The 23,383-nt window shown below is 65.0% G+C and carries 22 protein-coding genes; 10 read left to right on the forward strand and 12 right to left on the reverse strand.

Features of this window, described 5'->3' with window-relative positions; translation table 11 throughout:
- Positions 1-73 precede the first annotated feature (73 nt).
- A complete protein-coding gene (locus Q8O96_RS28250; protein WP_305949850.1) occupies positions 74-967 on the forward strand; it encodes a DMT family transporter in 894 nt (297 codons plus the stop codon).
- A 140-nt stretch (positions 968-1,107) separates the two neighbouring features.
- A complete protein-coding gene (locus tag Q8O96_RS28255) occupies positions 1,108-2,082 on the forward strand; it encodes a Dyp-type peroxidase (RefSeq protein ID WP_305949851.1) in 975 nt (324 codons plus the stop codon).
- Between the two features lie 56 nt (positions 2,083-2,138).
- On the opposite strand, the gene Q8O96_RS28260 is transcribed toward Q8O96_RS28255, so the two are convergent.
- The 5 genes from Q8O96_RS28260 to Q8O96_RS28280 all read right to left on the reverse strand — a co-directional run bounded on the left by Q8O96_RS28260 (position 2,139) and on the right by Q8O96_RS28280 (position 7,316).
- Positions 2,139-2,285, reverse strand: a complete 147-nt coding sequence (locus Q8O96_RS28260) for a DUF2474 domain-containing protein (RefSeq protein WP_102864817.1) — start codon at positions 2,283-2,285, stop codon at positions 2,139-2,141.
- A complete protein-coding gene (locus Q8O96_RS28265; protein WP_180988618.1) occupies positions 2,278-2,418 on the reverse strand; it encodes a hypothetical protein in 141 nt (46 codons plus the stop codon). The genes Q8O96_RS28260 and Q8O96_RS28265 overlap by 8 nt, the downstream gene beginning before the upstream one ends.
- A complete protein-coding gene (gene cydB, locus Q8O96_RS28270; protein ID WP_305949852.1) occupies positions 2,405-3,421 on the reverse strand; it encodes a cytochrome d ubiquinol oxidase subunit II in 1,017 nt (338 codons plus the stop codon). Before cydB ends, Q8O96_RS28265 begins: the two co-directional genes overlap by 14 nt.
- A 16-nt stretch (positions 3,422-3,437) precedes the next feature.
- The gene (locus tag Q8O96_RS28275) at positions 3,438-4,859 is read right to left on the reverse strand and encodes a cytochrome ubiquinol oxidase subunit I (RefSeq protein WP_170003139.1); all 1,422 of its coding nucleotides are present in this window, start codon (positions 4,857-4,859) and stop codon (positions 3,438-3,440) included.
- Between the two features lie 132 nt (positions 4,860-4,991).
- Positions 4,992-7,316, reverse strand: a complete 2,325-nt coding sequence (locus Q8O96_RS28280) for an FdhF/YdeP family oxidoreductase (RefSeq protein ID WP_305949853.1) — start codon at positions 7,314-7,316, stop codon at positions 4,992-4,994.
- Positions 7,317-7,773: 457 nt separating this feature from the next.
- On the opposite strand from Q8O96_RS28280, the gene moaA reads away from it, so the two are divergent.
- From moaA to moaE, 5 genes are read left to right on the forward strand one after another with little or no spacing between them, the layout of a single operon-like run.
- The gene (gene moaA / locus Q8O96_RS28285; RefSeq protein ID WP_102864821.1) at positions 7,774-8,772 is read left to right on the forward strand and encodes a GTP 3',8-cyclase MoaA; all 999 of its coding nucleotides are present in this window, start codon (positions 7,774-7,776) and stop codon (positions 8,770-8,772) included.
- A gap of 46 nt (positions 8,773-8,818) precedes the next feature.
- The gene (locus Q8O96_RS28290) at positions 8,819-9,718 is read left to right on the forward strand and encodes a bestrophin family protein (RefSeq protein WP_115580426.1); all 900 of its coding nucleotides are present in this window, start codon (positions 8,819-8,821) and stop codon (positions 9,716-9,718) included.
- Positions 9,719-9,744: 26 nt separating this feature from the next.
- A complete protein-coding gene (gene moaC / locus Q8O96_RS28295; protein WP_115580425.1) occupies positions 9,745-10,227 on the forward strand; it encodes a cyclic pyranopterin monophosphate synthase MoaC in 483 nt (160 codons plus the stop codon).
- Positions 10,224-10,475 (forward strand): MoaD/ThiS family protein, encoded by a 252-nt coding sequence (locus Q8O96_RS28300; RefSeq protein WP_102864824.1) that lies wholly within the window; start codon positions 10,224-10,226, stop codon positions 10,473-10,475. Before moaC ends, Q8O96_RS28300 begins: the two co-directional genes overlap by 4 nt.
- Before the next feature lie 3 nt (positions 10,476-10,478).
- Positions 10,479-10,952 (forward strand): molybdopterin synthase catalytic subunit MoaE, encoded by a 474-nt coding sequence (gene moaE, locus Q8O96_RS28305; RefSeq protein ID WP_305949854.1) that lies wholly within the window; start codon positions 10,479-10,481, stop codon positions 10,950-10,952.
- Positions 10,953-11,040: 88 nt separating this feature from the next.
- On the opposite strand, the gene fdhD is transcribed toward moaE, so the two are convergent.
- The 3 genes from fdhD to mobA form a co-directional block, all read right to left on the reverse strand.
- Entirely contained in the window at positions 11,041-11,868 is an 828-nt protein-coding gene (gene fdhD, locus Q8O96_RS28310) for a formate dehydrogenase accessory sulfurtransferase FdhD (RefSeq protein ID WP_305949855.1), read from the reverse strand.
- 54 nt (positions 11,869-11,922) lie between these two features.
- On the reverse strand, positions 11,923-12,816 hold the full coding sequence (locus Q8O96_RS28315; RefSeq protein ID WP_102864827.1) for a LysR family transcriptional regulator: 894 nt from the start codon (positions 12,814-12,816) through the stop codon (positions 11,923-11,925).
- A 109-nt stretch (positions 12,817-12,925) separates the two neighbouring features.
- Entirely contained in the window at positions 12,926-13,543 is a 618-nt protein-coding gene (mobA, locus tag Q8O96_RS28320) for a molybdenum cofactor guanylyltransferase MobA (RefSeq protein WP_305949921.1), read from the reverse strand.
- Positions 13,544-13,769: 226 nt separating this feature from the next.
- On the opposite strand from mobA, the gene moaB reads away from it, so the two are divergent.
- Positions 13,770-14,309, forward strand: coding sequence for a molybdenum cofactor biosynthesis protein B (gene moaB / locus Q8O96_RS28325; RefSeq protein WP_060840020.1), 540 nt, complete (start codon positions 13,770-13,772; stop codon positions 14,307-14,309).
- A complete protein-coding gene (gene glp / locus Q8O96_RS28330) occupies positions 14,306-15,511 on the forward strand; it encodes a gephyrin-like molybdotransferase Glp (RefSeq protein ID WP_207166164.1) in 1,206 nt (401 codons plus the stop codon). The genes moaB and glp overlap by 4 nt, the downstream gene beginning before the upstream one ends.
- Here glp and Q8O96_RS28335 read toward each other — a convergent pair.
- From Q8O96_RS28335 to Q8O96_RS28350, 4 genes are all read right to left on the reverse strand, one after another.
- On the reverse strand, positions 15,508-16,548 hold the full coding sequence (locus tag Q8O96_RS28335; protein ID WP_180988475.1) for an FUSC family protein: 1,041 nt from the start codon (positions 16,546-16,548) through the stop codon (positions 15,508-15,510). The two genes, glp and Q8O96_RS28335, sit on opposite strands and share 4 nt — an antisense overlap.
- A gap of 123 nt (positions 16,549-16,671) precedes the next feature.
- Complete coding sequence (locus tag Q8O96_RS28340; protein ID WP_305949856.1) at positions 16,672-18,297, reverse strand: NADP-dependent glyceraldehyde-3-phosphate dehydrogenase; 1,626 nt, start codon at positions 18,295-18,297, stop codon at positions 16,672-16,674.
- A 140-nt stretch (positions 18,298-18,437) separates the two neighbouring features.
- Positions 18,438-19,475, reverse strand: a complete 1,038-nt coding sequence (locus Q8O96_RS28345; RefSeq protein WP_305949857.1) for an AraC family transcriptional regulator — start codon at positions 19,473-19,475, stop codon at positions 18,438-18,440.
- A gap of 9 nt (positions 19,476-19,484) precedes the next feature.
- Positions 19,485-20,399, reverse strand: coding sequence for a GGDEF domain-containing protein (locus tag Q8O96_RS28350; protein WP_250330132.1), 915 nt, complete (start codon positions 20,397-20,399; stop codon positions 19,485-19,487).
- 444 nt (positions 20,400-20,843) lie between these two features.
- Between Q8O96_RS28350 and Q8O96_RS28355 the strand changes: the two genes are divergently transcribed.
- Complete coding sequence (locus tag Q8O96_RS28355) at positions 20,844-23,366, forward strand: TonB-dependent receptor (RefSeq protein WP_305949858.1); 2,523 nt, start codon at positions 20,844-20,846, stop codon at positions 23,364-23,366.
- Positions 23,367-23,383: the final 17 nt, after the last annotated feature.

Raw genomic sequence — 23,383 nt, forward strand, 5'->3', positions numbered from 1 at the left:
TAGCCTAGGTTTTGAACTGGCGATGGGCAGGTTGCGCTGGGCATAATTTGGCCACTGTTAGAGGAGATTGATGATGGATGCACTGACACGCCGCGGATCGCTGGAAATGACCGCCGCCATGCTGATTTCCGGAACCATCGGCTGGTTCGTCCTGGTGTCCGGGCAGCCGGTGCTGGACGTGGTGTTCTGGCGTTGCCTGTTCGGCGCCGGGACTTTGCTACTTATTTGTGGCTCTTTCGGTTTTCTTCGTAAGAACATTCTGACCAAGCGCGCGCTGATCCTGGCGGTGCTCAGCGGCGTGGCCATTGTCGGTAACTGGGTGCTGTTGTTCGGCTCCTATTCCCGAGCCTCGATCGCCATCGGCACCGCGGTGTACAACGTCCAGCCTTTTATCCTGGTGGCCCTGGGGGCGCTGTTCCTGGGGGAGAAGATCACCCCGCAGAAGCTGTTCTGGCTGTGCCTGTCCTTTGCCGGGATGCTGGCCATCGTCAGCGCCCACGGCACCCAGGGCGAAACCGGCAACGACTACCTGCTGGGCATCGCCCTGGCCCTGGGCGCGGCATTGCTCTATGCCTTCGCCGCGTTGCTGATCAAGCGCCTGAGCGGTACGCCGCCGCACCTGATCGCGCTGATCCAGGTCTGCACCGGGGTCCTGCTGCTGGCGCCCTGGGCCAACCTCGCCGAGCCACCCCAGCAGGCCACGGCCTGGGCCAGCCTGCTGACCCTGGGCATCGTGCATACCGGGGTGATGTATGTGCTGTTGTACGGGGCGATCCAGAAGCTGCCGACTGCGCTGACCGGCGCCTTGTCCTTCATCTATCCGATCGCGGCGATCTTCGTCGACTGGCTGGCCTTCGGGCATCGCCTGGGACTGCTGCAATGGGTGGGCGTCGGCGCGATTCTGCTGGCCGCCGCCGGCATGCAGCAGGGCTGGACCCTGAAGCGTCGGCGCAGCGTTTTGCAATGAGCGCGGGGGGGGGGGCGCTGGGCGGGGACCTGCAAAGGGTTTCACGCCAGCCTTCCAGCGGCAGCAAGCGCCCTCGCCACGGCCACAATCTGCTATTTTCCTGTCGGTGATTTTTCCGACCGCAGCCTGTGGAAACCATAATGACCCAGCCTTACTCCCTGGCCGAGCGCAAGCCCGAGCCACAAGCCATCTGCAACCCCATCACCCGCAGTGCAATTTTCATCGTCGCCACCCTGGCCCCCGGCGCCGCTGCCGCGCACACCCTGCGCGAGTGGTGCGCCGACGTCGCCGCGCTGACTCGCTCGGTGGGCAAGCGCGTGCCGGGGGGCAATCTGTCCTGTGTCTGCGGTTTTGGCTCCAGTGCCTGGGACCGGCTGTTCGGCGGCCCGCGTCCGGCTGCGTTGCACGACTTTCGTGAAGTGGGCGTGGAAGGGCGCCGCGCGCCATCCACCCCGGGCGACCTGCTGCTGCACATCCGTGCCGAGCAGATGGACCTGTGCTTCGAACTGGCCACGCAACTGCTCAAGCCCCTGGGGGATGCGGTCAAGGTGGTGGACGAGGTCCAGGGCTTTCGTTATTTCGACATGCGCAGCATGGTCGGCTTCGTCGACGGCACCGAGAACCCGGAAGGTCGCGAGGCGGTGGATTTCACCCTGATCGGCGACGAAGACCCGTCGTTCTGCAACGGCAGCTACGTGCTGGTGCAGAAGTACCTGCACAACATGGCGGCCTGGAACGAGCTGACGGTGGAGGCTCAGGAACGCATCATCGGCCGCACCAAGCTGTCGGATATCGAGCTGGATGATTCAGTCAAACCCAGCTGTTCCCACAGCTCCCTGACCACCCTGGAAGAGAACGGCGAGGAGGTGAAGATCCTGCGCGACAACATGCCCTTTGGTCGTCCGGGCGCCGGGGAGTTCGGCACCTACTTCATCGGCTACGCCCGTTCGCCACGGCCGGTGGAGCAGATGCTGGAGAACATGTTCGTCGGTCGCCCGGCGGGCAACTACGATCGCCTGCTGGATTTCAGTACGGCGGTCACCGGCGGGCTGTTCTTCGTGCCATCTGCCGATCTGCTGGAAGACCTGGCCGAGCGCGCTGCCGCCGGCCCGTAAACGGCAAAACCCCGGCCCGCTGCTGCGGGCCGGGGTTCCAGGCGTTATACCCATCCTCAGTGGCTGTGCATTCCGGCGGCCTGCATCAGCAACCGCAACAGGCCGGCCACCAGTCCCAGACCGATCACACTGGCCAGCCAGATGCCGAGCATCCACAGCAGGCGCTGCCAGCCGGGTGCTGCTTGAGTCGTGACCTTATCCATGAGCCAGCTCCAGCATCAGTGCGCCGCTGCAGGCGAGCATCAGCAGCGCGCCGATGAACAGCAGGCTCAGGTGCGCCACTTGCCGGTGCCAGGGCTGGGGGGCCAGGGTCTGCGCTCGATCAATGGTAGCCATCGCCAATCCTCACTTTGCCGCGGAACACGTAGTAGCTCCAGCAGGTGTACATCAGGATGATCGGCAGGATGAACAGGGTGCCGATCAGGATGAACAGCTGGCTGGTCAGAGGCGATGCCGCGTCCCACAGGCTGATGGACGGCGGCACGATGTTTGGCCAGATACTGAATGCCAGGCCGATGTAGCCGAGGAACACCAGCACCAGGGTGAACACGAACGGCCAGTGGGAATGATGCTGGCGCAAAGTGCCCAGCAGCCCGCATAACGCCAGCAGACCCAGCACCAGCAGCACACCGAAGATCACGATATGGGCATGGCTGAACCAGCGGGTGGCAATCTCCGGGTGCAGCAGCGGGGTCCAGATGCACAACACCGCCACCACCGCCATCAGCGCGAACGCCAGGGGCCGGGTGTAGTGGCGCATGCGCGCTTCGAGCATGCCCTCGGTCTTGACCAGCAGCCAGGTGCTGCCCAGCAGCGCGTAGGCCACGATCAGCCCCAGGCCGCAGAACAGCGGGAACGGCGCCAGCCAGTCCAGGGAACCGCCGGCGAACTGCCGGTTGAGCACCGGGATGCCGGAAATGTAAGTGCCGATCACGATGCCCTGGCACAGGGTCGCCAGCAGCGAGCCGCCGATAAAGGCCCAGTCCCAGATGTGGCGCTGCTGCGGGCTGGCCTTGAAGCGGAACTCGAAGGCCACGCCGCGGAAGATCAGCCCCGCCAGCATGAAGATCAGCGGCAGGTACAGGGCTTCGAGAATCACCGAGTAGGCCAGGGGAAAGGCCCCGTACAGCGCTGCGCCGCCGAGGATCAGCCAGGTCTCGTTACCGTCCCAGACCGGGGCCACGGTGTTCATCATCACGTCCCGTTCCCGGGCATCGGGGATCAGCGGGAAGAGAATCCCCAGCCCCAGGTCGAAGCCGTCCATGATCACGTACATCATCACCCCGAAGGCAATGATCACGCCCCAGATCAACGACAGGTCTATGCCTTGAATCGTCATGTCGATATCCCTTGTTTCAGTGGTGGTGGTCGCTGGACGCAAAGGTCTCGGCGATGGCGGACAGAGGACGGCGCGGCGTTGGCTCCTGGCCGACAGGGTGGGTCGGCGGGTGCTCGTGGTGGGGCTGCGGGCCCTTGCGCACCAGCTTCATCATGTAGCCGATGCCCACCGCGAACACCGAGAAGTAGATCACCACGAACAGCGCCAGGGAGATGCTCAGTTGGGTCACGCTGTGGTTGGACGCGGCGTCGCTGGTGCGCAGCAGGCCGTACACCACCCAGGGCTGGCGCCCGACTTCGGTGGTGATCCAGCCCGCCAGCATGGCGATCAGGCCGGTGGGGCCCATCCACAGCACCAGGCGCAGGAACAGGCGGTTGCGGTACAGCGCGCCGTTACGCCGCAACAGCAGGCCCAGCACCCCGGTGAGGATCATCAACATGCCCAGCCCGGCCATGATGCGGAAACTGAAAAACACGATGGCCGAGTTGGGACGGTCTTCCTTGGGGAAGCTCTTGAGCGCAGGGATCTGCTTGTCCAGGCTGTGGGTCAGGATCAGGCTGCCCAGGTAGGGCACTTCCACGGCGTAGTCGGTTTTTTCGCCGTCCATGTTGGGAATGCCGAACAGCACCAGGGGCGAGGGTTCGCTGCCGTGGTTTTCCCAGTGGCCTTCGATGGCGGCGATTTTTGCCGGTTGATGTTCCAGGGTGTTGAGGCCGTGGGCGTCACCGACCACCGCCTGGATCGGCGCCACGATCAGCGCCATCCACAGCGCCATGGACAACATCTTGCGCACTGGCGGCGTGTTGTTGCCCCGCAGCAGGTGCCAGGCGGCGCTTGATCCGACGAAGAACGCCGTGGCGACGAACGCGGCAATCGCCATGTGCGCCAGGCGGAAGGGGAACGACGGGTTGAAGACGATTGCCAGCCAGTCCATGGGCATGATCCGCCCATCGACGATGGAGAAGCCCTGGGGCGTCTGCATCCAGCTGTTGGAGGCGAGAATCCAGAAGGTCGAGATCAGGGTGCCGATGGCCACCATCACCGTGGCGAAGAAGTGCAGCCCGCGGCCGACCCGGTTCCAGCCGAACAGCATGACCCCGAGAAAGCCCGCTTCAAGGAAGAACGCGGTCAGCACCTCATAGGTCAGCAGCGGCCCGGTGATGCTCCCGGCAAAGTCCGAAAAGCGGCTCCAGTTGGTGCCGAACTCATAAGCCATGACCAGCCCGGAGACCACGCCCATGCCGAAGTTGACGGCAAAGATCTTCGACCAGAAGTGATACAGGTCCTTGTAAGTGCTGTTGTGGGTCTTGAGCCACAGCCCTTCGAGCACCGCCAGGAAACTGGCCAGGCCGATGGTGATGGCGGGAAAGATGATGTGGAACGAGACCGTGAACGCGAACTGGATGCGTGCAAGGTCGAGCGCCTGTAGATGAAACATGACGATACCCTCGTAATGGCTTGATGCCCGAGCAGGCACTGCGCGGCCGTCGCGAACCCGTGGGCTCGCGGCGGGGGCAGGGGCACTGCACAGGTAAAGGCTGGGGTGGCGATCGCACCGCCCCAGGCTGGGTCACACGCCAACGGACTGGATCAGGTTGCTGGCCGCAGCCGGCTCCAGGCGGATGGCGATGAACTTGGAGGTCGGCGTGTAGGTGCGGTCGCCATAGCTTTCCAGGGGCACCAGGGGGTTGGTCTCCGGGTAGTAGGCGGCAGACTGGCCGGCGGGAATGTCATAGGCAATCAGGGTGAAACCGCTGACCCGACGCTCCCGGCCGTCGTCCCACAGCGACACGATGTCGACCTTCTGCCCCGGCTCGAAGCCCAGCTGGCGAATGTCCTGCTCGTTGGCGAACAGCACCTCGCGCATGCCGTAGACCCCGCGATAGCGGTCGTCCAGGCCATACAGGGTGGTGTTGTACTGGTCGTGGGAACGCATGGTCTGCAGGATCAGGTCCGGCTTGACCTTGAGCTTGCGCACCCCGGCGCTGACCAGGTGCTCCGGCAGCACGCTGGGAATGAAGCGCGCCTTGCCGGTGGCGGTGTTCCAGCGCCGCTGGGTGGCGTCGTTGCCCAGGTGGAAACCGCCGGGGTGCAGCAGCTTGAGATTGAAGTCCTCGAACCCCGGGATGGTGTCGGCGATCAGGTCGCGGATGCGTCCGTAGTCTTCGATGGTCCACAGCCAGTCGATGGGGTGCTGGCCCAGGGTGGCGTTGGCGATGCCGGCGATGATTGCCGGTTCCGAGCGCAGGTGCGGCGACTTGGGTTTCAGTTGGCCATGGGAGATGTGCACCATGCTGAAGGTGTCTTCCACGGTGATGCCTTGGGGGCCATTGGCCTGGATATCGATATCGGTGCGGCCCAGGCACGGCAGGATCAGCGCCTCGCGACCGGTCACCAGATGGCTGCGGTTGAGCTTGGTGGCAATGTGCACAGTGAGCTCGCAGTTGCGCAGGGCGGCGTGGGTGCGCGGGGTGTCCGGGGTGGCCTGGGCGAAGTTGCCCCCCAGGCCGATGAACACTTTGGCCCGGCCCTGTTCCATGGCCGAGATCGCCATCACTGTGTTGTGCCCGTGCTCCCGTGGCGGCTTGAAGCCAAAGCGCGTTTCCAGGGCATCCAGCAGCTCGGTGGGCGCCAGTTCGTTGATGCCCATGGTGCGGTCGCCCTGCACGTTGCTGTGGCCGCGCACCGGCGACAGGCCGGCGCCGGGGCGGCCGATGTTGCCCCGCAGCAACAGCACGTTGATCACTTCCTGGATGGTCGGCACCGAATGGGTGTGCTGGGTCAGGCCCATGGCCCAGCACATGATTGCGCGCTTGGCCTTGCGGTACATGCGCGCCGCCAGCTCGATGTCGGCCAGCGTCAGCCCGGACTGCTCGACGATGTGGTTCCAGGACGTGGCATCGACCTCGGCCAGGTAGCTGTCCAGGCCCGAGGTGTGCTCGGCGATAAAGGCCCGGTCGAACACCGCTTCGCCATTGTTGGCCAGGGCCTCGCGCTCCCAGCGCAGGAGGAACTTGGCGATGCCGCGAAAGGCCGCCATGTCGCCGCCCAGGGCCGGGCGGAAGTAGGCCGAGGAGGTGGGTTCGGAGCCGTTGGTGAGCATCTCCAGCGGGTGCTGCGGATGCTGGAAGCGTTCCAGGCCACGCTCCTTGAGCGGGTTGAAGCAGATCACCTGGGCACCGCGTTTCACCGCCTCGCGCAGCGGCTCCAGCATCCGTGGGTGGTTGGTGCCGGGGTTCTGGCCGATGACGAAGATCGCGTCGGCTTCTTCCAGGTCATGGAACACCACCGTGCCCTTGCCCACGCCGACGCTTTCGAACATGCCCACGGCGCTGGCCTCGTGGCACATGTTCGAGCAGTCGGGAAAGTTGTTGGTGCCATAGGCGCGCACGAACAGCTGATACAGGTACGCCGCCTCGTTGCTGGCCCGGCCCGAGGTGTAGAACTCCGCCTGGTTCGGCGAGTCCAGCCCTTTGAGGTGGCTGGCGATCAGCTCGAAGGCCTCGTCCCAGGTGGTTTCCACATAGCGGTCCTGGGTGGCGTCGTAGCGCATCGGGTGGGTCAGGCGGCCCTGGTATTCAAGCCAGTAGTCGCTCTGCGCGGCCAGGGCCGAGACCGTGTATTTGTTGAAGAAGGCCGGGTTCACCAGGCGCCCGGTGGCTTCCCAGTTGACCGCCTTGGCGCCGTTCTCGCAGAACTTGACCATGCCGTTTTCCGGCGACTCGCCCCAGGCGCAGCCCGGGCAGTCGAAGCCGCCGTTCTGGTTGGTCTTGAGCATGGCGCGGATGTTCTTGAAGGCGTTTTCACTGCCCAGCCAGTTCCTGGTCACCGCGATCAGTGCCCCCCAACCGGCGGCCGCCCCCTTGTAGGGTTTATATCGATCAACTTCGCTCATGATATTTCTCCAATACAGCGCACGCAGGCAACCGCCCGACAAATAATCGATGTCAGTGATTGTTTAACTGCACAGGCTAAATGCGGTTTTGTGGTGACGCCGTTTAAGTTCGGATCTGTTTGGGGCAACGGAGTCACTTATAGGGCCCGTTTCATGGGCCACGAATAAAGCCTATTCGGCGCTTGTATGGGCTGTCTAATCGCAATTAATGACTGGCTGATCGAAAGCCTCTATCAAGAATTAAAAGCCATGATAATCAATGAGTTGAGTTGAATTCTTGTTGCTGATTGTGGGCGGTTTTTTCGTTGATAGAGTGCGTTGATCAATCAGTTGTAAATAGCGATTGGACGCAACTTTTAATCGCTCTTAGTCTTGCCGACAACAACTCCTTAACGGTCGTTTGTGGCCGCGAATTACAACTAAGACCTATAGGTCGCAAGCGTCGACAGAGGCTGTGATGTCAGATCAAGTATTGGTGGATGGCTTTGCTCGACGGGTCGACTATTTACGTATGTCGGTGACCGACCGTTGCGATTTTCGTTGCGTGTATTGCATGGCCGAGGACATGCAGTTCCTGCCGCGCCAACGCATCCTGACCCTGGAAGAGCTGTACCAGCTGGCGCAGCGTTTCGTCGCCCTGGGTACGCGCAAGATCCGCCTCACCGGTGGCGAGCCGCTGATCCGTCCCGGGGTGGTGCAACTGTGCGAGCGCATCGGGCAATTGCCGGGGCTGCGGGAGCTGTGCATGACTACCAATGGCTCGCAACTGGGCAAGCTGGCAGCGCCGCTGTTCGAGGCCGGGGTCAAGCGCCTGAACATCAGCCTCGACAGCCTGGACCCGACGCTGTTTCGTCAGCTGACCCGCACCGGTGACCTGTCCCAGGTCATCGCCGGCATCGACGCGGCGATTGCCGCGGGCTTCGAGCGCACCAAGCTCAACTGCGTGGTGATGAAAGGGCGCAACGACCGCGAGATCAACGAACTGGTGGCGTTCGCCATCGACCGCAGCCTGGACCTCTCGTTTATCGAGGAGATGCCCCTGGGCACCATCAGCGAGCACAGCCGCCGCGATGCATTCTTTTCCAGCGCCCAGGTCCGTGAGCGGATCGCCGAGCGCTACACCCTGATGGAGTCCGCCGAGTCGACCCAGGGGCCGTCGCGCTACTGGCGCCTGGCCGAGGCGCCGCAGATCCGCCTGGGCTTCATCTCGCCCCACAGCCACAACTTCTGCGGCACCTGCAACCGCGTACGGCTGACAGTGGAAGGGCGCTTGCTGCTGTGCCTGGGCAACGAACACTCGGTGGACCTCAAGGCCGTGCTGCGCGCCCACCCCGGTGACGCCGAGCGCCTGCAGCGGGCCATTGTCGAGGCGATGAAGCTCAAGCCCTATCGCCACCATTTCGAGCTCAACGATGAGCTCCAGGTGGTGCGTTTCATGAACATGACCGGCGGCTGAGCCGCCGCTCATTGCTCCCTTCTTATCGTGCAAAGGTTTCGCCCCGATGATCGTCAGATCCAAACCCAACCTGATCAGCGTGCTGATCTCCCTCAAGGGGTCGATCGCCAAGCGCATTGCTTTGCGCAGCCTGCTGGTGACCCTGCTGGCCTCGGCCATCGTGCTGATCGAAACCCTGCACCCGGCCTACTTTTCCAAGGTCAATGCCACGCCTTTCACCTTGCTCGGGCTGTCGCTGTCGATCTTCATGAGCTTTCGCAACAACGCCTGTTACGACCGCTGGTACGAAGGGCGCAAGGCCCTGGGCGCGGTGCTCACCGAGGTGCGCTCGCTAATCCGCGAAACCCAGGTGCTCGGCGATGCCCAGGCCCGCAGCAGCATCCTGCGGGACCTGTGCGGTTTCGCCCACGCCCTCAAGGCCCGGCTGCGCCAGGAAGACGAGCTCAGCGCGGCAGGCACCTGGCTCAGCCATTGGCCGGCGGCCCGGACGCCGAACCTGCCGGACAGCGTCCTGCGCCAGGTGTCGCGCCAGTGCTCGGCCCTGGCGACTTCGGGCGTGATCAGCGAGTGGCGCTACCTGCTGATCGCCAATCTGCTGTCCGGGATCACCGCCGCGCAAACCACCTGCGAGCGGATCAAGGGCACGCCGCTGCCGTTCCCCTACACCTTGCTGCTGCACCGCACCAGCTACATGTTCTGCATCCTCTTGCCCTTTGCCATGGCCGAGCCCCTGGGCTGGCTGACGCCGATCTTCACCGCCATCGTCAGTTACACCTTCTTTGGCCTGGACGCCATTGGCGACGAGCTGGAAGACCCCTTTGGCCACGACGAGAACGACCTGCCGATGGACGCCCTGGTGCGCACCCTCGAACGCGAGATTCTCGACGCCCTGGGGGCCACTGAACTGCCGCCGGCCCTGGTGCCGGTGGACTATGTCCTGAGCTGATCCACTGTCTTTATCCGAGGTTGCACATGAACGAACTCACTCACCTGGACGCCCAGGGCCGGGCCAGCATGGTGGATGTCACCTGTAAGGCCGTAACCGAGCGCGAAGCCCAGGCCCAGGCCTGGGTGCGCATGCTCCCGGCCACCCTGCAACTGATCCAGGACCAGGGGCACCCCAAGGGCGACGTGTTCGCCGTGGCGCGCATCGCCGGGATCATGGCGGCGAAGAAGACCCACGAACTGATCCCCCTGTGCCACCCGTTGCTGCTCAGCGGCATCCACGTCGAACTGCAAGCGCTGCCGCCAGATCGGGTGCAGATCACCACCTGCTGCCGACTCAATGGCGCCACCGGGGTCGAACTGGAAGCCATGACCGCCGCCAGCGTGGCGGCGCTGACGATCTACGACATGTGCAAGGCGGTGGACCGGGGCATGGTCATCGAGGGCCTGCAACTGCTGAAGAAGCAGGGCGGCAAATCAGGGCTGTTCATCGCTGGAGAAACGCAATGATTCTGGTCAATTACTTTGCCCGCTACCGCGAACAGCTGGGCAGCGGCGGCGAGAAACTGCCCCTGGACGCCGACCTGCACACCGTCGATGACGTGCGCCAGTTGCTGATGGCCCGGGGTGAAACCTGGGCCACGGTGCTGGGGGAAAGCAGCCTGATGTGCGCGCTGAACCAGGACCTGTGCAAGCTCGATGCGGTCATCGAGGACTTCGATGAAATCGCCTTCTTTCCTCAAGTGACCGGGGGCTGAGGCATGAGCATTCAGGTGCAGACCCAGGCCTTCAACCTTGATCAACTCAACGCCGGCCTGCAGGCCGGCGATAGCCGTGTCGGCGCGGTGGTGACCTTTGTCGGTTATGTGCGCGACCTCAACCTGGGGGAGGCGGTACAGAGCCTGTACCTGGAACACTACCCGGGCATGACCGAGCGCTCGCTGCAGGGCATCGTGCAACAGGCCCGGGAGCGTTGGCCGCTGAACCGGGTGAGCCTGGTGCATCGGGTGGGGTTGTTGCAGGTGGGCGAGCCCATCGTTTTTGTCGGCGTGGCCAGTGCCCACCGGCAAGCCGCCTTCGAGGCCTGCGCCTTCATCATGGATTACCTCAAGACCCGCGCACCGTTCTGGAAGCGCGAAGTCACCCCCGGTGGCGAACGCTGGATCGACGGACGTGAGAGCGACCGGCAGGCTGCCGAACGTTGGGCTGCCGAACGTTGGGTTGCAGAACGTTGAGCAGCAGAACATTGAGCTGATGCCGGTGAGTGAGGTTTGAGGGAAGGTGGGGAACAACGCCGGATGCCTGTCTTCCGGCGTTGTGCATTTACACCGGGCTGTAGATCCGCGGGGCGTTGCGATGGGGCACGTGGATCAGGTTCAGGTGGTGCTTGTTGGCCCATTGCACGGTCAGTGCGGTGGGCGCCGACAGGCTGACCAGGGTGCCGAGGCGGGCGCGCACGGCTTTGTGGATCAGTTCCAGGCTGCAGCGGCTGGTGACCACGGTGAAGCCCTGGCGGCCATCGATCCCGGCGTTCAGCAGGGCGCCGATCAGCTTGTCCAGGGCGTTGTGGCGGCCGATGTCTTCCTGGCACAGGCGCACCTCGCCCTGTTCGTCGAAGTACAGCGCCGCGTGCAGGGCGCCGCTGCTGCGGGCCATGTGCTGGGCCTGTTCGATGCGCTCGCGCAGGCCCTGCAGATGCTCGGCGGGGGGCAGCGGCGAAGGTTCGAGGCTCTGCAGTTGCGGCAGCGCCTGTTCCAGGGCTTCCACGCCGCATAACCCGCAGCCGCTGGTCCCGGCCATTTGCCGGCGATGGTCCTTGAGGGCCCAGAAGGCCCGGCTGGAAATCTGCACATCGGCCTGGCAGGCCTGGGGAAAGTGGCTCAGGCGGATGTCGTAGATTTCGCTGAGGTCGCTGACGATGTCGTTGGTGATGCTGAAGCCGCGAATGAAATCCTCCAGGTTGCCGGGAGACACCATCATCACCGCCTGGCTCAGACCGTTGTAGGTGATGGCCAGAGCAATCTCGGCGGCCAGCGGCGCCTCGGCCACTCCGCCCTCGGAGCTGTATTCGCGATAGGTCACGCGCTGCGGCGCGGGGGCCGGTGCATTGGCCTCGGGCTGTTGCTCCGATTGTTCGATACGGCAAACCATGACGACACCTCAATACAGTCGATTCACTCCGGGGCACGCTGGCTCCGGGGGCGTTCATTCGCCCTTGATGGCAAAGAGTTTCCTGGCTTCGGCGAAGCACTTTTCGGCAATCGCCGAGCGCGGTTCGGTCTTGCGCATCACCAGGCCCAGGGGCGCCAGCACGCTGGCATCCGGCAGCTGGATAAAGGCCAGGTTGTCGATGGGCGAATCCAGGCCGCTGTCCAGGGGCATGATCGAGCAGCAGAAGCCCTCGTGGATCGCCTGGAACAGCTGGTAGGTGGAATCGCTCTCCAGGATCGGCGTCGGGTTCAGGCCGCGGCTGCGAAAGCTCAGGTCGATGGACTTGCGATAGTGCATGCCGGTGCTGAGCATGCCCAGGGGCAGCTCGGCGGCGTCCTCCCAACTCATCTCGCTGCCTTCGAAATGAAAGTGCCGGGTGTCGTAGAGCAGGCCGACCCGGGTCTCGCCGATCTCGAAGAAGTCCAGGTAGTTGGGGTTGACGTGGTCCAGGTAGCAGACCCCCAGGTCCAGCTGGTTGTTGCCGATGTCCTCGATGATCCGGTCGGAGCTGGCGGACGACAGGCTGAACTTGAGCTCGGGAAAGCTCGCCGAGAGCTTCTGCACATAGCTGATGGGATTGAAGCCGCTCAGCGGCACCAGGCCCAGGCGCAGGTTACCCACCAGTTGCCCGCGGCAGGCGGCGGCCTCGGCGAACAGCCCGTCATGGGCCGCCAGCAGGGTCTTGGCCCAGGCCAGGACCCGCTCGCCGGCCTCGGTGAAGCCTTCGAAGCGCTGGCCTCGGGTCACCAGGATCAGGTCCAGCTCATCCTCCAGGTTGCGCAGGCGCATGGACAGGGTCGGCTGGGTAATGTGGCAGCGCGCGGCAGCCTGGCCGAAGTGCCGGGTCTGCTCCAGGGCGATCAGAAACTTGAGTTGCTTGATGTCCACAATGGCACCTGTGGTGAAGGGAATCGGAGTCAGTATTAACGCAGGTGTCCGGTTCGTGGAAAGACGTTCAGTCTTCCCGGGCCGAACCCTCGGGGCACACCGTCGGCGTTCAGGCCACGGGCCCGGGGTCTGTTTCAGACAGTAGTTCAGGGGTGTTGAAGTTGCTCAGCCGCGGATCGTCGGCGGCGCAAGGCAAAGGCTTCAGGCCATGGGCGGCGAGGGCCCGCAGCAGGCTGCGCTCGCCGCGCTCCCAGGCGGCGCGCAAGCGGGCTGCCAGGGCCGTGGGTATCAGGCTGAACATGGGTTGCCACTGTCCGTCCTGCTGCACCATCAACGGGCTGAGGGTGTCCGCCGGGCGGGCATCCAGCAGCGTCTGGATCAGCGCGCCGTCGATCCGCGGCGCGTCGCAGGCCAGTACCAGCAGCCAGGGGTGCCGGGCCACTGCCAGGCCCGCCAGCACGCCGGCCATGGGGCCGAGAAAGTCTGCCTGCTCATCCGCCACCAGGCGATCGGCATAGGGCCGGTACTGCTCGGCGTTGCGGTTGCAGGAAATGATCAGGTCGTCGCTGAAGGGCCGCACCGTGGCCTGTACATGGGCAATCAAGGGCCGGCCCTGCCAGGTCACCAGGCCCTTGTCGCGACCGCCCATGCGCGAGCCGCGGCCACCGGCCAGCAGCAGGATCGAGCAGGGCGGGGAGGCAGTTGGGGCAGAGCGGGTCGGGGTCATGGTCTGGCGCATGTCAGGTGGGTGGCGCAAACGATGGCATTGTCCTTCGGGCACGTCCAATCGGAAGTGTTGAATGGACGATTGATGGGCTTTATCAACCGCCACACCAAACCGCGGTTGACGATAGAGCGCCTCGATAATCCGGTCAGCCAGAACGATTAGACAGCCGCGGTTTCGGGCCTTTAGCCTGCATCCATGATTTTTATCTTGCCGGTCGGAGAATGACATGAGCGTGAAGTCGGATGCGTTGTTTGTACCCTTGAACATAGCCGTGCTGACAGTCAGCGATACCCGGGAATACGCCACGGACACCTCCGGGCAACTGCTGGTCAGTCGCCTGCTGGAAGCCGGCCACACCCTGAGCGAACGCAACCTGCTCAAGGACGATCTGTACAAGATCCGCGCCCAGGTGGCGGCCTGGATCGCCGACGAGCGCATCCAGGTGGTGTTGATCACCGGCGGCACCGGCTTCACCGGTCGCGACAGCACCCCCGAAGCCGTGAGTTGCCTGCTGGACAAGCACATCGACGGTTTCGGCGAGCTGTTTCGCGCCATCTCGATCCTCGATATCGGCACCTCCACGGTACAGAGCCGGGCCCTGGCCGGGCTGGCCAATGGCACCCTGGTGTGTTGCCTGCCGGGCTCCACCGGGGCCTGCCGCACCGCCTGGGAAGGCATCCTCGCCGAGCAACTGGATGCCCGCCATCGGCCGTGCAATTTCGTGCCGCACCTCAAGCCGGTGCAGGCCTGCGAGTCCCGGGGATGAGCCAGGGCCACTTGATGCCGCTGGAAGAAGCACTGGCCAGCCTGCTGGCCATGGCCGATACCCAACGTCTGACGCAAAGCGAAACCCTGGCCCTGGACCATGCCCGGCAACGGGTGCTGGCCACTGACCTGGTGGCGACCCTGGACCTGCCGCCCTGGGCCAACAGCGCCATGGACGGTTACGCCCTCAACCTGCAGCACTGGGACGGCCAGCCACTGGCGGTGTCACAGACGATCTTTGCCGGTCAGCCCGGCGACCCCTTGCAGCCGGGCACCTGTGCGCGGATCTTCACCGGCGCCCCGGTGCCTGCCGGCGCTGACTGCGTGGAGATGCAGGAGAACGTCGAGTTGCTGGAGGATGGCCGGGCGCGCTTCACCCAGGCGCTGAAACCGGGACAGAACATCCGCCCTCAAGGCCAGGAGAACCGGGCTGGTGATGTGCTGTTGCAAGCCGGCAAGCGCCTGGGGCCTTTCGAACTGGCGGTGGCCGCCGCTCAGGGCTGCACCGAGCTGCAAGTGGTGCGCCGTCCGCGGGTGGCGTTGCTGTCCACCGGCGATGAGTTGCTGGAACCGGGCATGCCTATGCGCCCGGGTTGCATCTACAACAGCAACCGCACCTTGCTCCGCCACTGGCTCGACAGCCTGGGCTGCGAGGTCATCGACGCCGGGATTCTTCCCGACCAGCCACAGCAGACCCGGCTCAGGCTGGAACAGTTGCAGCATGGCGCGGACCTGATCCTGACCACTGGCGGGGTCTCGGCGGGGGATGCCGATTGCCTGGGCCAGGTGCTGAGGAACAACGGCCGACCGCTGTTCTGGAAGCTCGCCATCAAACCCGGAAAACCGCTGACGGTGGGCCACTTCGGCCAGGTGCCGGTGATCGGCCTGCCGGGCAATCCGGCCTCGGCCCTGGTGACCTTCGGCCTGCTGGCCCGGGCCTACCTGTTGCGGATTCAGGGAGTGGAGCAGGTTGCGCCCTTGAGTGTGCCGGTCAGCGTGGCCTTCAACTGGCCCAAGGCCGGCAGCCGCCGGGAATACCTGCGGGCGCGCCTGGAAAACGGCCGCGCCGTGCTCTACCCGAATCAGAGCTCGGGGGTATTGCTGGGAGCCTCCTGGGCCGATGGCCTGGTGGAGATCCTTGAAGGCCACACCCTGCAGGTGGGCGAGGCGGCGCGTTTCATTCCCTTTAGCGAGTTGTTTTAAATCTTCCAGTGCCGGGCGCTCTTGGCCAGTCGCTGGCGCATTTCGCCCAGGGTCGCGGCCAACTGCCGGGTGAGCAGCCGGTAACCGTCAAGGGGCGAATACACCGGCGCCTCCAGGGCCTTGTCGGCATGGCCTTCCAGGGGTTTGTCCAGGCGCTGGGTGCCCCCCGTTTGCAGGGCCCGGGCCATGCCGATCAACTGCACGCGGATCTGCCGGTGCTCGGCCTTGAGTGCCAGTTGCATCTGTGCCATGGCCTGCCGGTCGCTGGCATCGGGGCGGGTGTTGCCGAGGATCTCCAGGGTGCTGATGCACATCCGCAGATTGCGCTGGATGGCGTCCAGTTCGGTCATGGAGATGCGCACTTCCTTGGACACCGACGGCATCAGCGAACGCAGTTGCAGCATGGCGGCGTTGACCCGGCCCAGGAGCTTGAGGTGTTCGTCGTCGGTCACCGACTGGCCCTGGATGATCCGTCCGTACAACTGGGCGCAGTCGCGCAGGGCGCTGGCCAGGGTGTAGCGCCAGGAATACACCGCGTACAGCGGAATGGCGAAGGAAAACGCCAGGGCCAGGGCAATGCCGATGAGGATGTCCACCGCGCGCCACAGGCCGTCGCTGATCTGGTTGTCGCCATGGCCGGCGACGATGAACACGGTGATCGCCGCCAGCAGCGCGGTATACCCGCCCTTGCCGATGGCGTGGTAGGAAAAGTAGCCGCACACCGCCGACATGCCCAGGTAGGTCAGCCAGGGATGGCCGAAGTACGCCTGCTGCACCACCAGCACCAGGCCGACCCCGGCGCCCACCAGGGTGCCGATGGCCCGCTCGGCGGCCTTCTTGCCGATGTTGCCGTGGTGCTGCAGGCCGCCGATCACCACCAACATGGTCACCGACGCCCACTCGCCGTGGGGCAGGTTGAGGCCGGTGGTCAGGAGAATGGTGGCGATCAGGCCGAGGGCGACCCGCACCGCGTGGATCAGGCGGGCGTGACGGTAGCGCCGGTACGGGTCCAGCAGGGGACGCAGCAGGCGCTGCAGCAAGGGCGGCAGGTGGATGCCCCGCAGGTGTTTGAACGGGCCCAGACCGGTTTCTCCAATAGCTGATGAGTGGCTGAATCAGTAGCCGCGACTCGCCGCGTGGCGAGCCCCGGCCAGGCGCTCTTAGAAAATGTAGTCGGTGGTCAGGAAGCTGGAGTCGCGGTTGCGGATGATGTCACTGATCAGCTCCTTGTTGCGCTTCTGGAACTTGGTCGCCACCAGGGTGCGGATCGAGAAGGTGCGCAACGCATCATGCACCGACAGCGTGCCCTCGGCGGAGTTCTTGCGACCGTTGAAGGGGAAGGTGTCCGGGCCGCGCTGGCACTGGGCGTTGATGTTGATCCGCCCGACCTGGTTGGCGAAGGTGTCCACCAGCCGGCCGATCACCGCCGGGTCGCTGCCGAACAGGCTCAGTTGCTGGCCGAAGTCCGACTCCAGGACGTAGTCGATCACCGTGTCCAGGTCGCGGTAGGGCACGATGGGCACCACCGGGCCGAACTGTTCCTCGTGGTAGACGCGCATCTGCGGGTTCACCGGGTACAGCACCGCCGGGTAGAAGAACGACGCCCGCGACTCGCCGCCATGGGGGTTCACCACCTGGGCGCCGTGGGCCTGGGCATCGGCCACCAGGGCGTGCAGGTAATCGACCTTGGTGTTTTCCGGCAGTGGCGTCAGGGCCACGCCCGGCTCCCAGGGCATGCCCGGCTTGAGGCCTTGCAGCTTGGCGTTGAACTGCTGGATAAAGCGCTCCACCACGCTTTCATGGACGAACAGGATCTTCAGCGCGGTGCAGCGCTGGCCGTTGAACGACAGCGCGCCGGTAACGGCCTCGCTGACCGCGTTGTCCAGGTCGGCATCGGGCAGCACGATTCCCGGGTTCTTCGCGTCCAGGCCCAGGGCCGCGCGCAGGCGGTGCGGCTTGGGGTGGAGTTTCTTCAGGTCGCTGGCGGCCTTGTTGGTGCCGATGAAGGCGAAGATGTCGATCTTGCCGCTGGCCATCAGCGCGCTGACGGTCTCGCGGCCGCTGCCGTAGATGACGTTGATCACCCCGGCCGGGAAGCTGTCGCGGAAGGCTTCGAGCAGCGGGCGGATCAGCAGCACGCCGAGCTTGGCCGGCTTGAACACCACGGTGTTGCCCATGATCAGTGCCGGGATCAGGGTGGTGAAGGTTTCGTTCAGCGGGTAGTTGTAGGGGCCCATGCACAGGGCCACGCCCAGGGGCACGCGGCGGATCTGGCCGAGGGTGTCCTGCTCCAGTTCGAAGCGGCTGGAGCGCCGGTCCAGTTCCTTGAGCGCGCCGATGGTGTCGACGATGTAGTCGCAGGTGCGGTCGAACTCTTTCTCCGAGTCCTTGAGGTTCTTGCCGATTTCCCACATCAGCAACTTGACCACTGCTGTGCGCTGTTCGCGCATGCGCGCCAGGAAAGCTTCCACGTGCTGGATGCGCTCAGCCACGCGCATCGTTGGCCAGGCGCCCTGGCCGCGGTCGTAGGCGCGCACGGCGGCGTCCAGGGCGGTGAGGGCGGTATCAGCGTCCAGCAGCGGCGTGCTGCCGAGAATCACTTGCTGGTCGCCGTCGGCGCCGCTCAAGTAGATCGGGCTGCGGACCTGGGCCAGGGGGCCGTTCCAGGTGCGCAGTTCACCGTCTACCAGGTAGTCGCGCTGCTCCACCGGATCGGGCAGGCGATAGGCTTCGGGGATGTCGGCGGCAGCAGGAAACAGGTTGTTGAGGACATTGGCTGTGGTCATGACTCTACCCCGTGTTGGAAATGGCTCCGGCGCGGATGACAGTGGCGCCATCGCTCCAAGGTTTATACGCCTGAATGGCCTGCGGCTTTAGCGCTTTGTGCAGTTGGCACACCCGCGGTCATGGTTCGAGGTTAAACGTTTCAGCTGTCGCCCAGCAACTGCCGGATCAGGGTTGGGGTGCTGCCGGTCCAGCGCTTGAAGGAGCGGCGGAAGTTGGCCGGGTCATTGAAGTTCAGGTACTCGGCCACTGCCTCGTTGCTCCAGCCCCTGATCTGGTACAGGTACAGCGCCACCTGCTTGCGCACCCGGTCCACCTGCTGCTGGTAGCCGCTGTGGTGCTTGCTCAACTTGCGCTTGAGGGTCGCCGGGCTCATGGCGAAGGCCTGGGCGGTCTGTTCCAGGCTCGGCGCATGCCGCACGTTGGCTTGCAGGTAGCGGTCTAGGGCATCGAGAAAACTCCCGGAAAAACCCAGCTGGCGCAGGTGTTCGTCGGCTTCCAGGCGCGCCACCTGGCCGGCGGTGGCCGAGGCCCCGGGCCAGGGCCGGGTCAGGTATGTCCGTGGGATGCGCATCAGGTCCAGGGGCCGCTGGAACTGGGTCTGTTCCCCCAGGTGCACCCAGTACTGCTCGACGTAGCGCGGCTCGGCATGGCTGAAGCTGCATTCCCAGGGCAGGCGCTGGCCGCTGAGCCACTGACTCATGGCCACCAGCGAAGTCATGCTGGCTTCCAGCAGGAAGCGCCCGTGCTCGCCGGCGCCGCAGCTGTCCAGCCAGTAGCAATAGGCATGCTGCTCATCCAGCACCAGGCGTAGGCTCAGCAGGGGGCTGAGCAGGGCCTGCTGCTGCACCAGGGTGTCCAGGGCCTGATGCAGGTTCTGGGCATGGCGCAAGGCATGGCTGGCGGCGCCGTAGTGCCCGGGCAGCAGGCGCTGGCCAAACAGGAAACTGCTGTCGTCGGCGTCCAGCAGGCGCCGGCTGTTGCCGATCAGCGCCAGGAACTGCTGCGGGCTGAGACGGGTCTGTCCGGCCAGGATGTCCTCGTGGAACAGCCCGGTGCCGCGCAGCAGGCGATGGCTGTCGATGTCCCGCGACAGCGCCAGGTCGATTAGCGCCGCCGGTTGATAGTGCCCGGGGATGAAGCGGGTATCGGCTTCGTACCAGTGGGTCTTCACGGTCATGACGGCGCCTCAGGCGGTTTTCGCCAGGGGCTGCTTGGCCCGGGCCAGGGCCAGGTTGAGGCGTTTGAGCAGGACCTCCGGGGTCTCCTCCAGGGCCATCACCACCGCGGTGCTGGCCGCCAGGTGCAGGCGCTCGCCGTGTTGCCGGGTCTTGTGCGCCAGGCCCTGCACCGCCTGTTGCAGTTCCAGGGCCAGCAGTCGGGCCTGGCTCTCGCCGGTGTTGGGCAAGAGCACCACGAAGCGGTCGCCGGCCAGTCGGCACAGCAGGTCCTGGCGCCGCAGGTTGAGCAGCAGCACATGGCTCAGGGCCTGCAGCACCGCATCCCCTTCGGCGTGGCCGTAGTGCTGGTTGATCGCGGCGAAATGGTCCAGGTCCAGGGCCAGCAACGACAACGGCTGCTGCTGGCGGCGACTGTCCTCCAGGCTGGCGGCCAGCTCGCGCTTGAGGTAGTCGGCGCCGGCCAGGGGCGTGAGCTTGTCGAACTGCCGGTGCTCGCGAAACAGCCGTTCCTTCTTTTCCATCTGCGCGCTGATGGCCAGCTGTTCGCGGTGCCAGTGGTAGATGCCGATGGTCAGCAGGATCATGCCGATGGGCATCGGCCCGGACTCCAGCCAGTGGTCCCAGGTGATGCTGGCGGGCAGGCGGATGAACTCGTCGAGGCTGTCGATCCACCAGGAAAAGAAAATGCAGCTCAGGCCCAGGGCCAGGTAGTTGGTGACCCGGCCGGCGGGGCGGCTCTTGAGCACCAGTGCGAGCCAGACCAGGGCCAGCAGTGCCGAGCCGCCTTCGCCGATGATGTCCAGCCATTGCCACTCGCTGACTGATTTCAGGCTGCCGCAAGCCAGGTGCAGCAACAGCCCGGCATTGGCCGCCAGCAACAGCGCGGCGAGTTTCCAGCGGTGGGGTTTGAGCACGCAGAACATGGCCGCGATCCTTTTTGCCAGGAGTGAGAGGGCGCCAGCACAGCAGATGTTTGTGACGGTGGGGTGACAGCGGAAAAAACCGTCGAGGGGTCGAATCAGCTCAGGGTTCAGGCGTTTTTTTTTGCTGGATGGGGTCGCCTCGAGGGCCTCTTCGCGGGCAAGCCCGCTCCTACGGGGCGTCGGGGGCGCCACGGATGTGTAGGAGCCGGCTTGCCGGCAATGGGGCCCGCAAGACCTGCGCCCGACGGGTGATGGCTTTTGCCGGCAAGCCCGCTCCCGCAGGGGTCAATTCAGCTCATTTGCCGGGGCGAAACCCGGGGAAACGGCTGTTTTGGCGACCTGCCGACCAGGCCTGTCACAGAACCGTCATTCGCCAACCCTAGCGTGCCCTCCCAGTTGCCGGGCCCCTTGCCCGGCGTTGGCGGACTCTTGGGGAGGAACCTCATGTACAAGCGCAGCAGTCCCGGGCTGGTCAGCTTTACCTTGACCGCGCTGGCCATGGCCATCGCCAGTGAACGCTTGAGCGCCGCCGAAACGGCCGCCACCGAGCACGTCCAAGTGGTGGGCCAGGCGGCCAGCATCGATCAGGCGCTCAAGGAACAACGGCGTTCGGACAGCATCCAGAGCGTGGTACACGCCGACGGCGTGGCCCAGTTGCCGGACCAGAACGCCGCCGAAGCGGCGCAGCGCCTGCCGGGCATCAGCATCGAGCGCGACCAGGGCGAAGGGCGCTTTGTCAGCGTCCGCGGCCTGGGCCCGGACCTCAACAGCGTGACCATCAACGGCACCCTGGTGCCGTCCCCGGAAAGCGCGCGCCGCGCCGTGGCCCTGGATGTGCTGCCCTCGGAGCTGGTGCAGTCGCTGTCGGTGATCAAGACCCTGACCCCGGACATGGACGCCAACTCCCTGGGCGGCACCGTGGACGTGAAAAGCCTCTCGGCCTTCGACCACAAGGGCCTGTTCTACAGCGGCAGCAGCGAGGCCAGCTACGACCAGAACACCCACCAGACCAGCCCGAAATTCTCCGGCGCGGCGAGCAACCGCTTCAGCCTCGGCGACGGCATCGACAACTTCGGCGTGGCCGCGGCCCTGAGCTGGCAGAAGCGCGATTTCGGCTCCGACAACGTCGAGACCGGCGGCGCCTGGGACTTCGAGCGCGGCGCCAGGCTGCTGGAGTTCGAGCAGCGCGACTACGCCATCAGCCGCGAGCGGGCCGGCGGCGGCCTGAACTTCGACTACAAGCCTGACGACAGCAGCAGCTACTACCTGCGCACCCTCTACAGCCGCTACAAGGACAGCGAGACGCGCAACTCCACCAGCATCGAGTTCGCCGACCCGCTGGCGGCCGGGGAGCGCGGCGACGCCGAGGCCAAGCGCAAGCTCAAGCAGCGCGAGGAAACCCAGGAGATCCAGTCCTACGTGTTCGGCGGCGAGCGCCAGCTGGGCCTGTGGACCCTCAGCGGCCAGACCGGCTACAGCCGCTCCAGCGAAGACAGCCCGGCGCATATCGCCGGGGCCACCTTCAAGGGCAACAGCGACTTTTCCGACAGCGGCTTCTACGACAACGGCAAGCCGCGCCCGGTGATTGGCTCAGGCTTCTTTGACGCGGCCAACTTCACCCTGGACAAGGTCGACTGGGAAAAGCAGAACACCACCGACACCGAGAAGAACCTGCGCCTGGACCTGGCCCGGGACTATGACCTCAGTGGCTACGCCGCGCAGTTCAAGTTCGGTGGCAAAGTCAGCCGGCGCAACAAGGACAACGACCTGGAAGCCTGGGTCTACAAGGACTTCGACACCCTGGGCTTCACCGACCAGCAGCTCAACCTCGGGCAGTTCCAGAAGGGCCGCGTGGACTATTCCCTGGGCCGCTTCGGCCCGGGCATCAGCGGCAGCGCCATCAAGCAACTGATCGGCGGCCTGAATCCGGCGGCCTTCTACGACGAGGAAGAATCCCGGGTCAACGACTTCAAGATCCGCGAAGACATCAACGCCGGCTACTTCATGAACACCCTGGACATCGACGACTGGCGCTTCATTGCCGGCCTGCGCTACGAGGGCACCGAGTTCGAGGCCAAGGGCACCGGGGTCACCGACGGCGCCTTCACCGCCACCGACACCAAGCGCCGCTACCAGCACTGGCTGCCGGGGCTGCACGCGCGCTACCAGTTGGACAAGAACACCCAACTGCGCGCGGCCTGGACCAAGAGCGTGGTGCGCCCGACCTTCGGCCAGCTGGCCCCGGGCTTTGTCATCGACGGCGACGAGGCGACCTTCGGCAACCCGGACCTCAAGCCCCTGGAGTCGAGCAACCTGGATCTGGGCATCGAGCACTACATGGGCCGCGCCGGCAGCGTCTCGGCCTTCGTGTTCTACAAGGACATCCAGAACTTCGTCTACAACACCGACCTGGCCGGCACCGGCGCCTGGAGCGGGTTCTCCGAGGCGCACACCTTCGCCAACGGCGACAGCGCCAAGCTGTATGGCCTGGAGCTGGCCTACTCGCAGAAGTTCGACTGGCTGCCGGCGCCGTGGAACGGCCTGCTGCTGGGCGCCAACAGCACCTTCAGCCGCTCCAGCGCGAGCATCGAAGGCTTCGACCAGAAGGCCGGGGTCAACCGCAAGCGCGACATCGACCTGCCCAACCAGTCGGACACCGTGGGCAACCTGATGCTCGGTTGGGAAGACGACAAGCTCAGTCTGCGCCTGTCGGCCAACTACAAGTCGGCCTACCTCTATGAGCTGGCCTCGATCGGCGACAAGGCCCACGACCTGCACGTGGACGCCCAGACCTTCGTCGATTTCAGCGCCAAGTATTCCCTGAGCAAGAACCTGCAACTGAGCTTCGAGGCGCAGAACCTCACCGACCAGCCGTACTTCGTCTACACCGGCAACCGCTCCTACAACGCCCAGTACGAGGAATACGGCCCGACCTACAAGCTCGGCCTGACCTTCACCCATTTCTAAGTACCGGGCCGCTGCCC

Source organism: Pseudomonas sp. LPH60 (assembly GCF_030718165.1).
Classification (GTDB): Bacteria; Pseudomonadota; Gammaproteobacteria; order Pseudomonadales; family Pseudomonadaceae; genus Aquipseudomonas; species Aquipseudomonas danubii.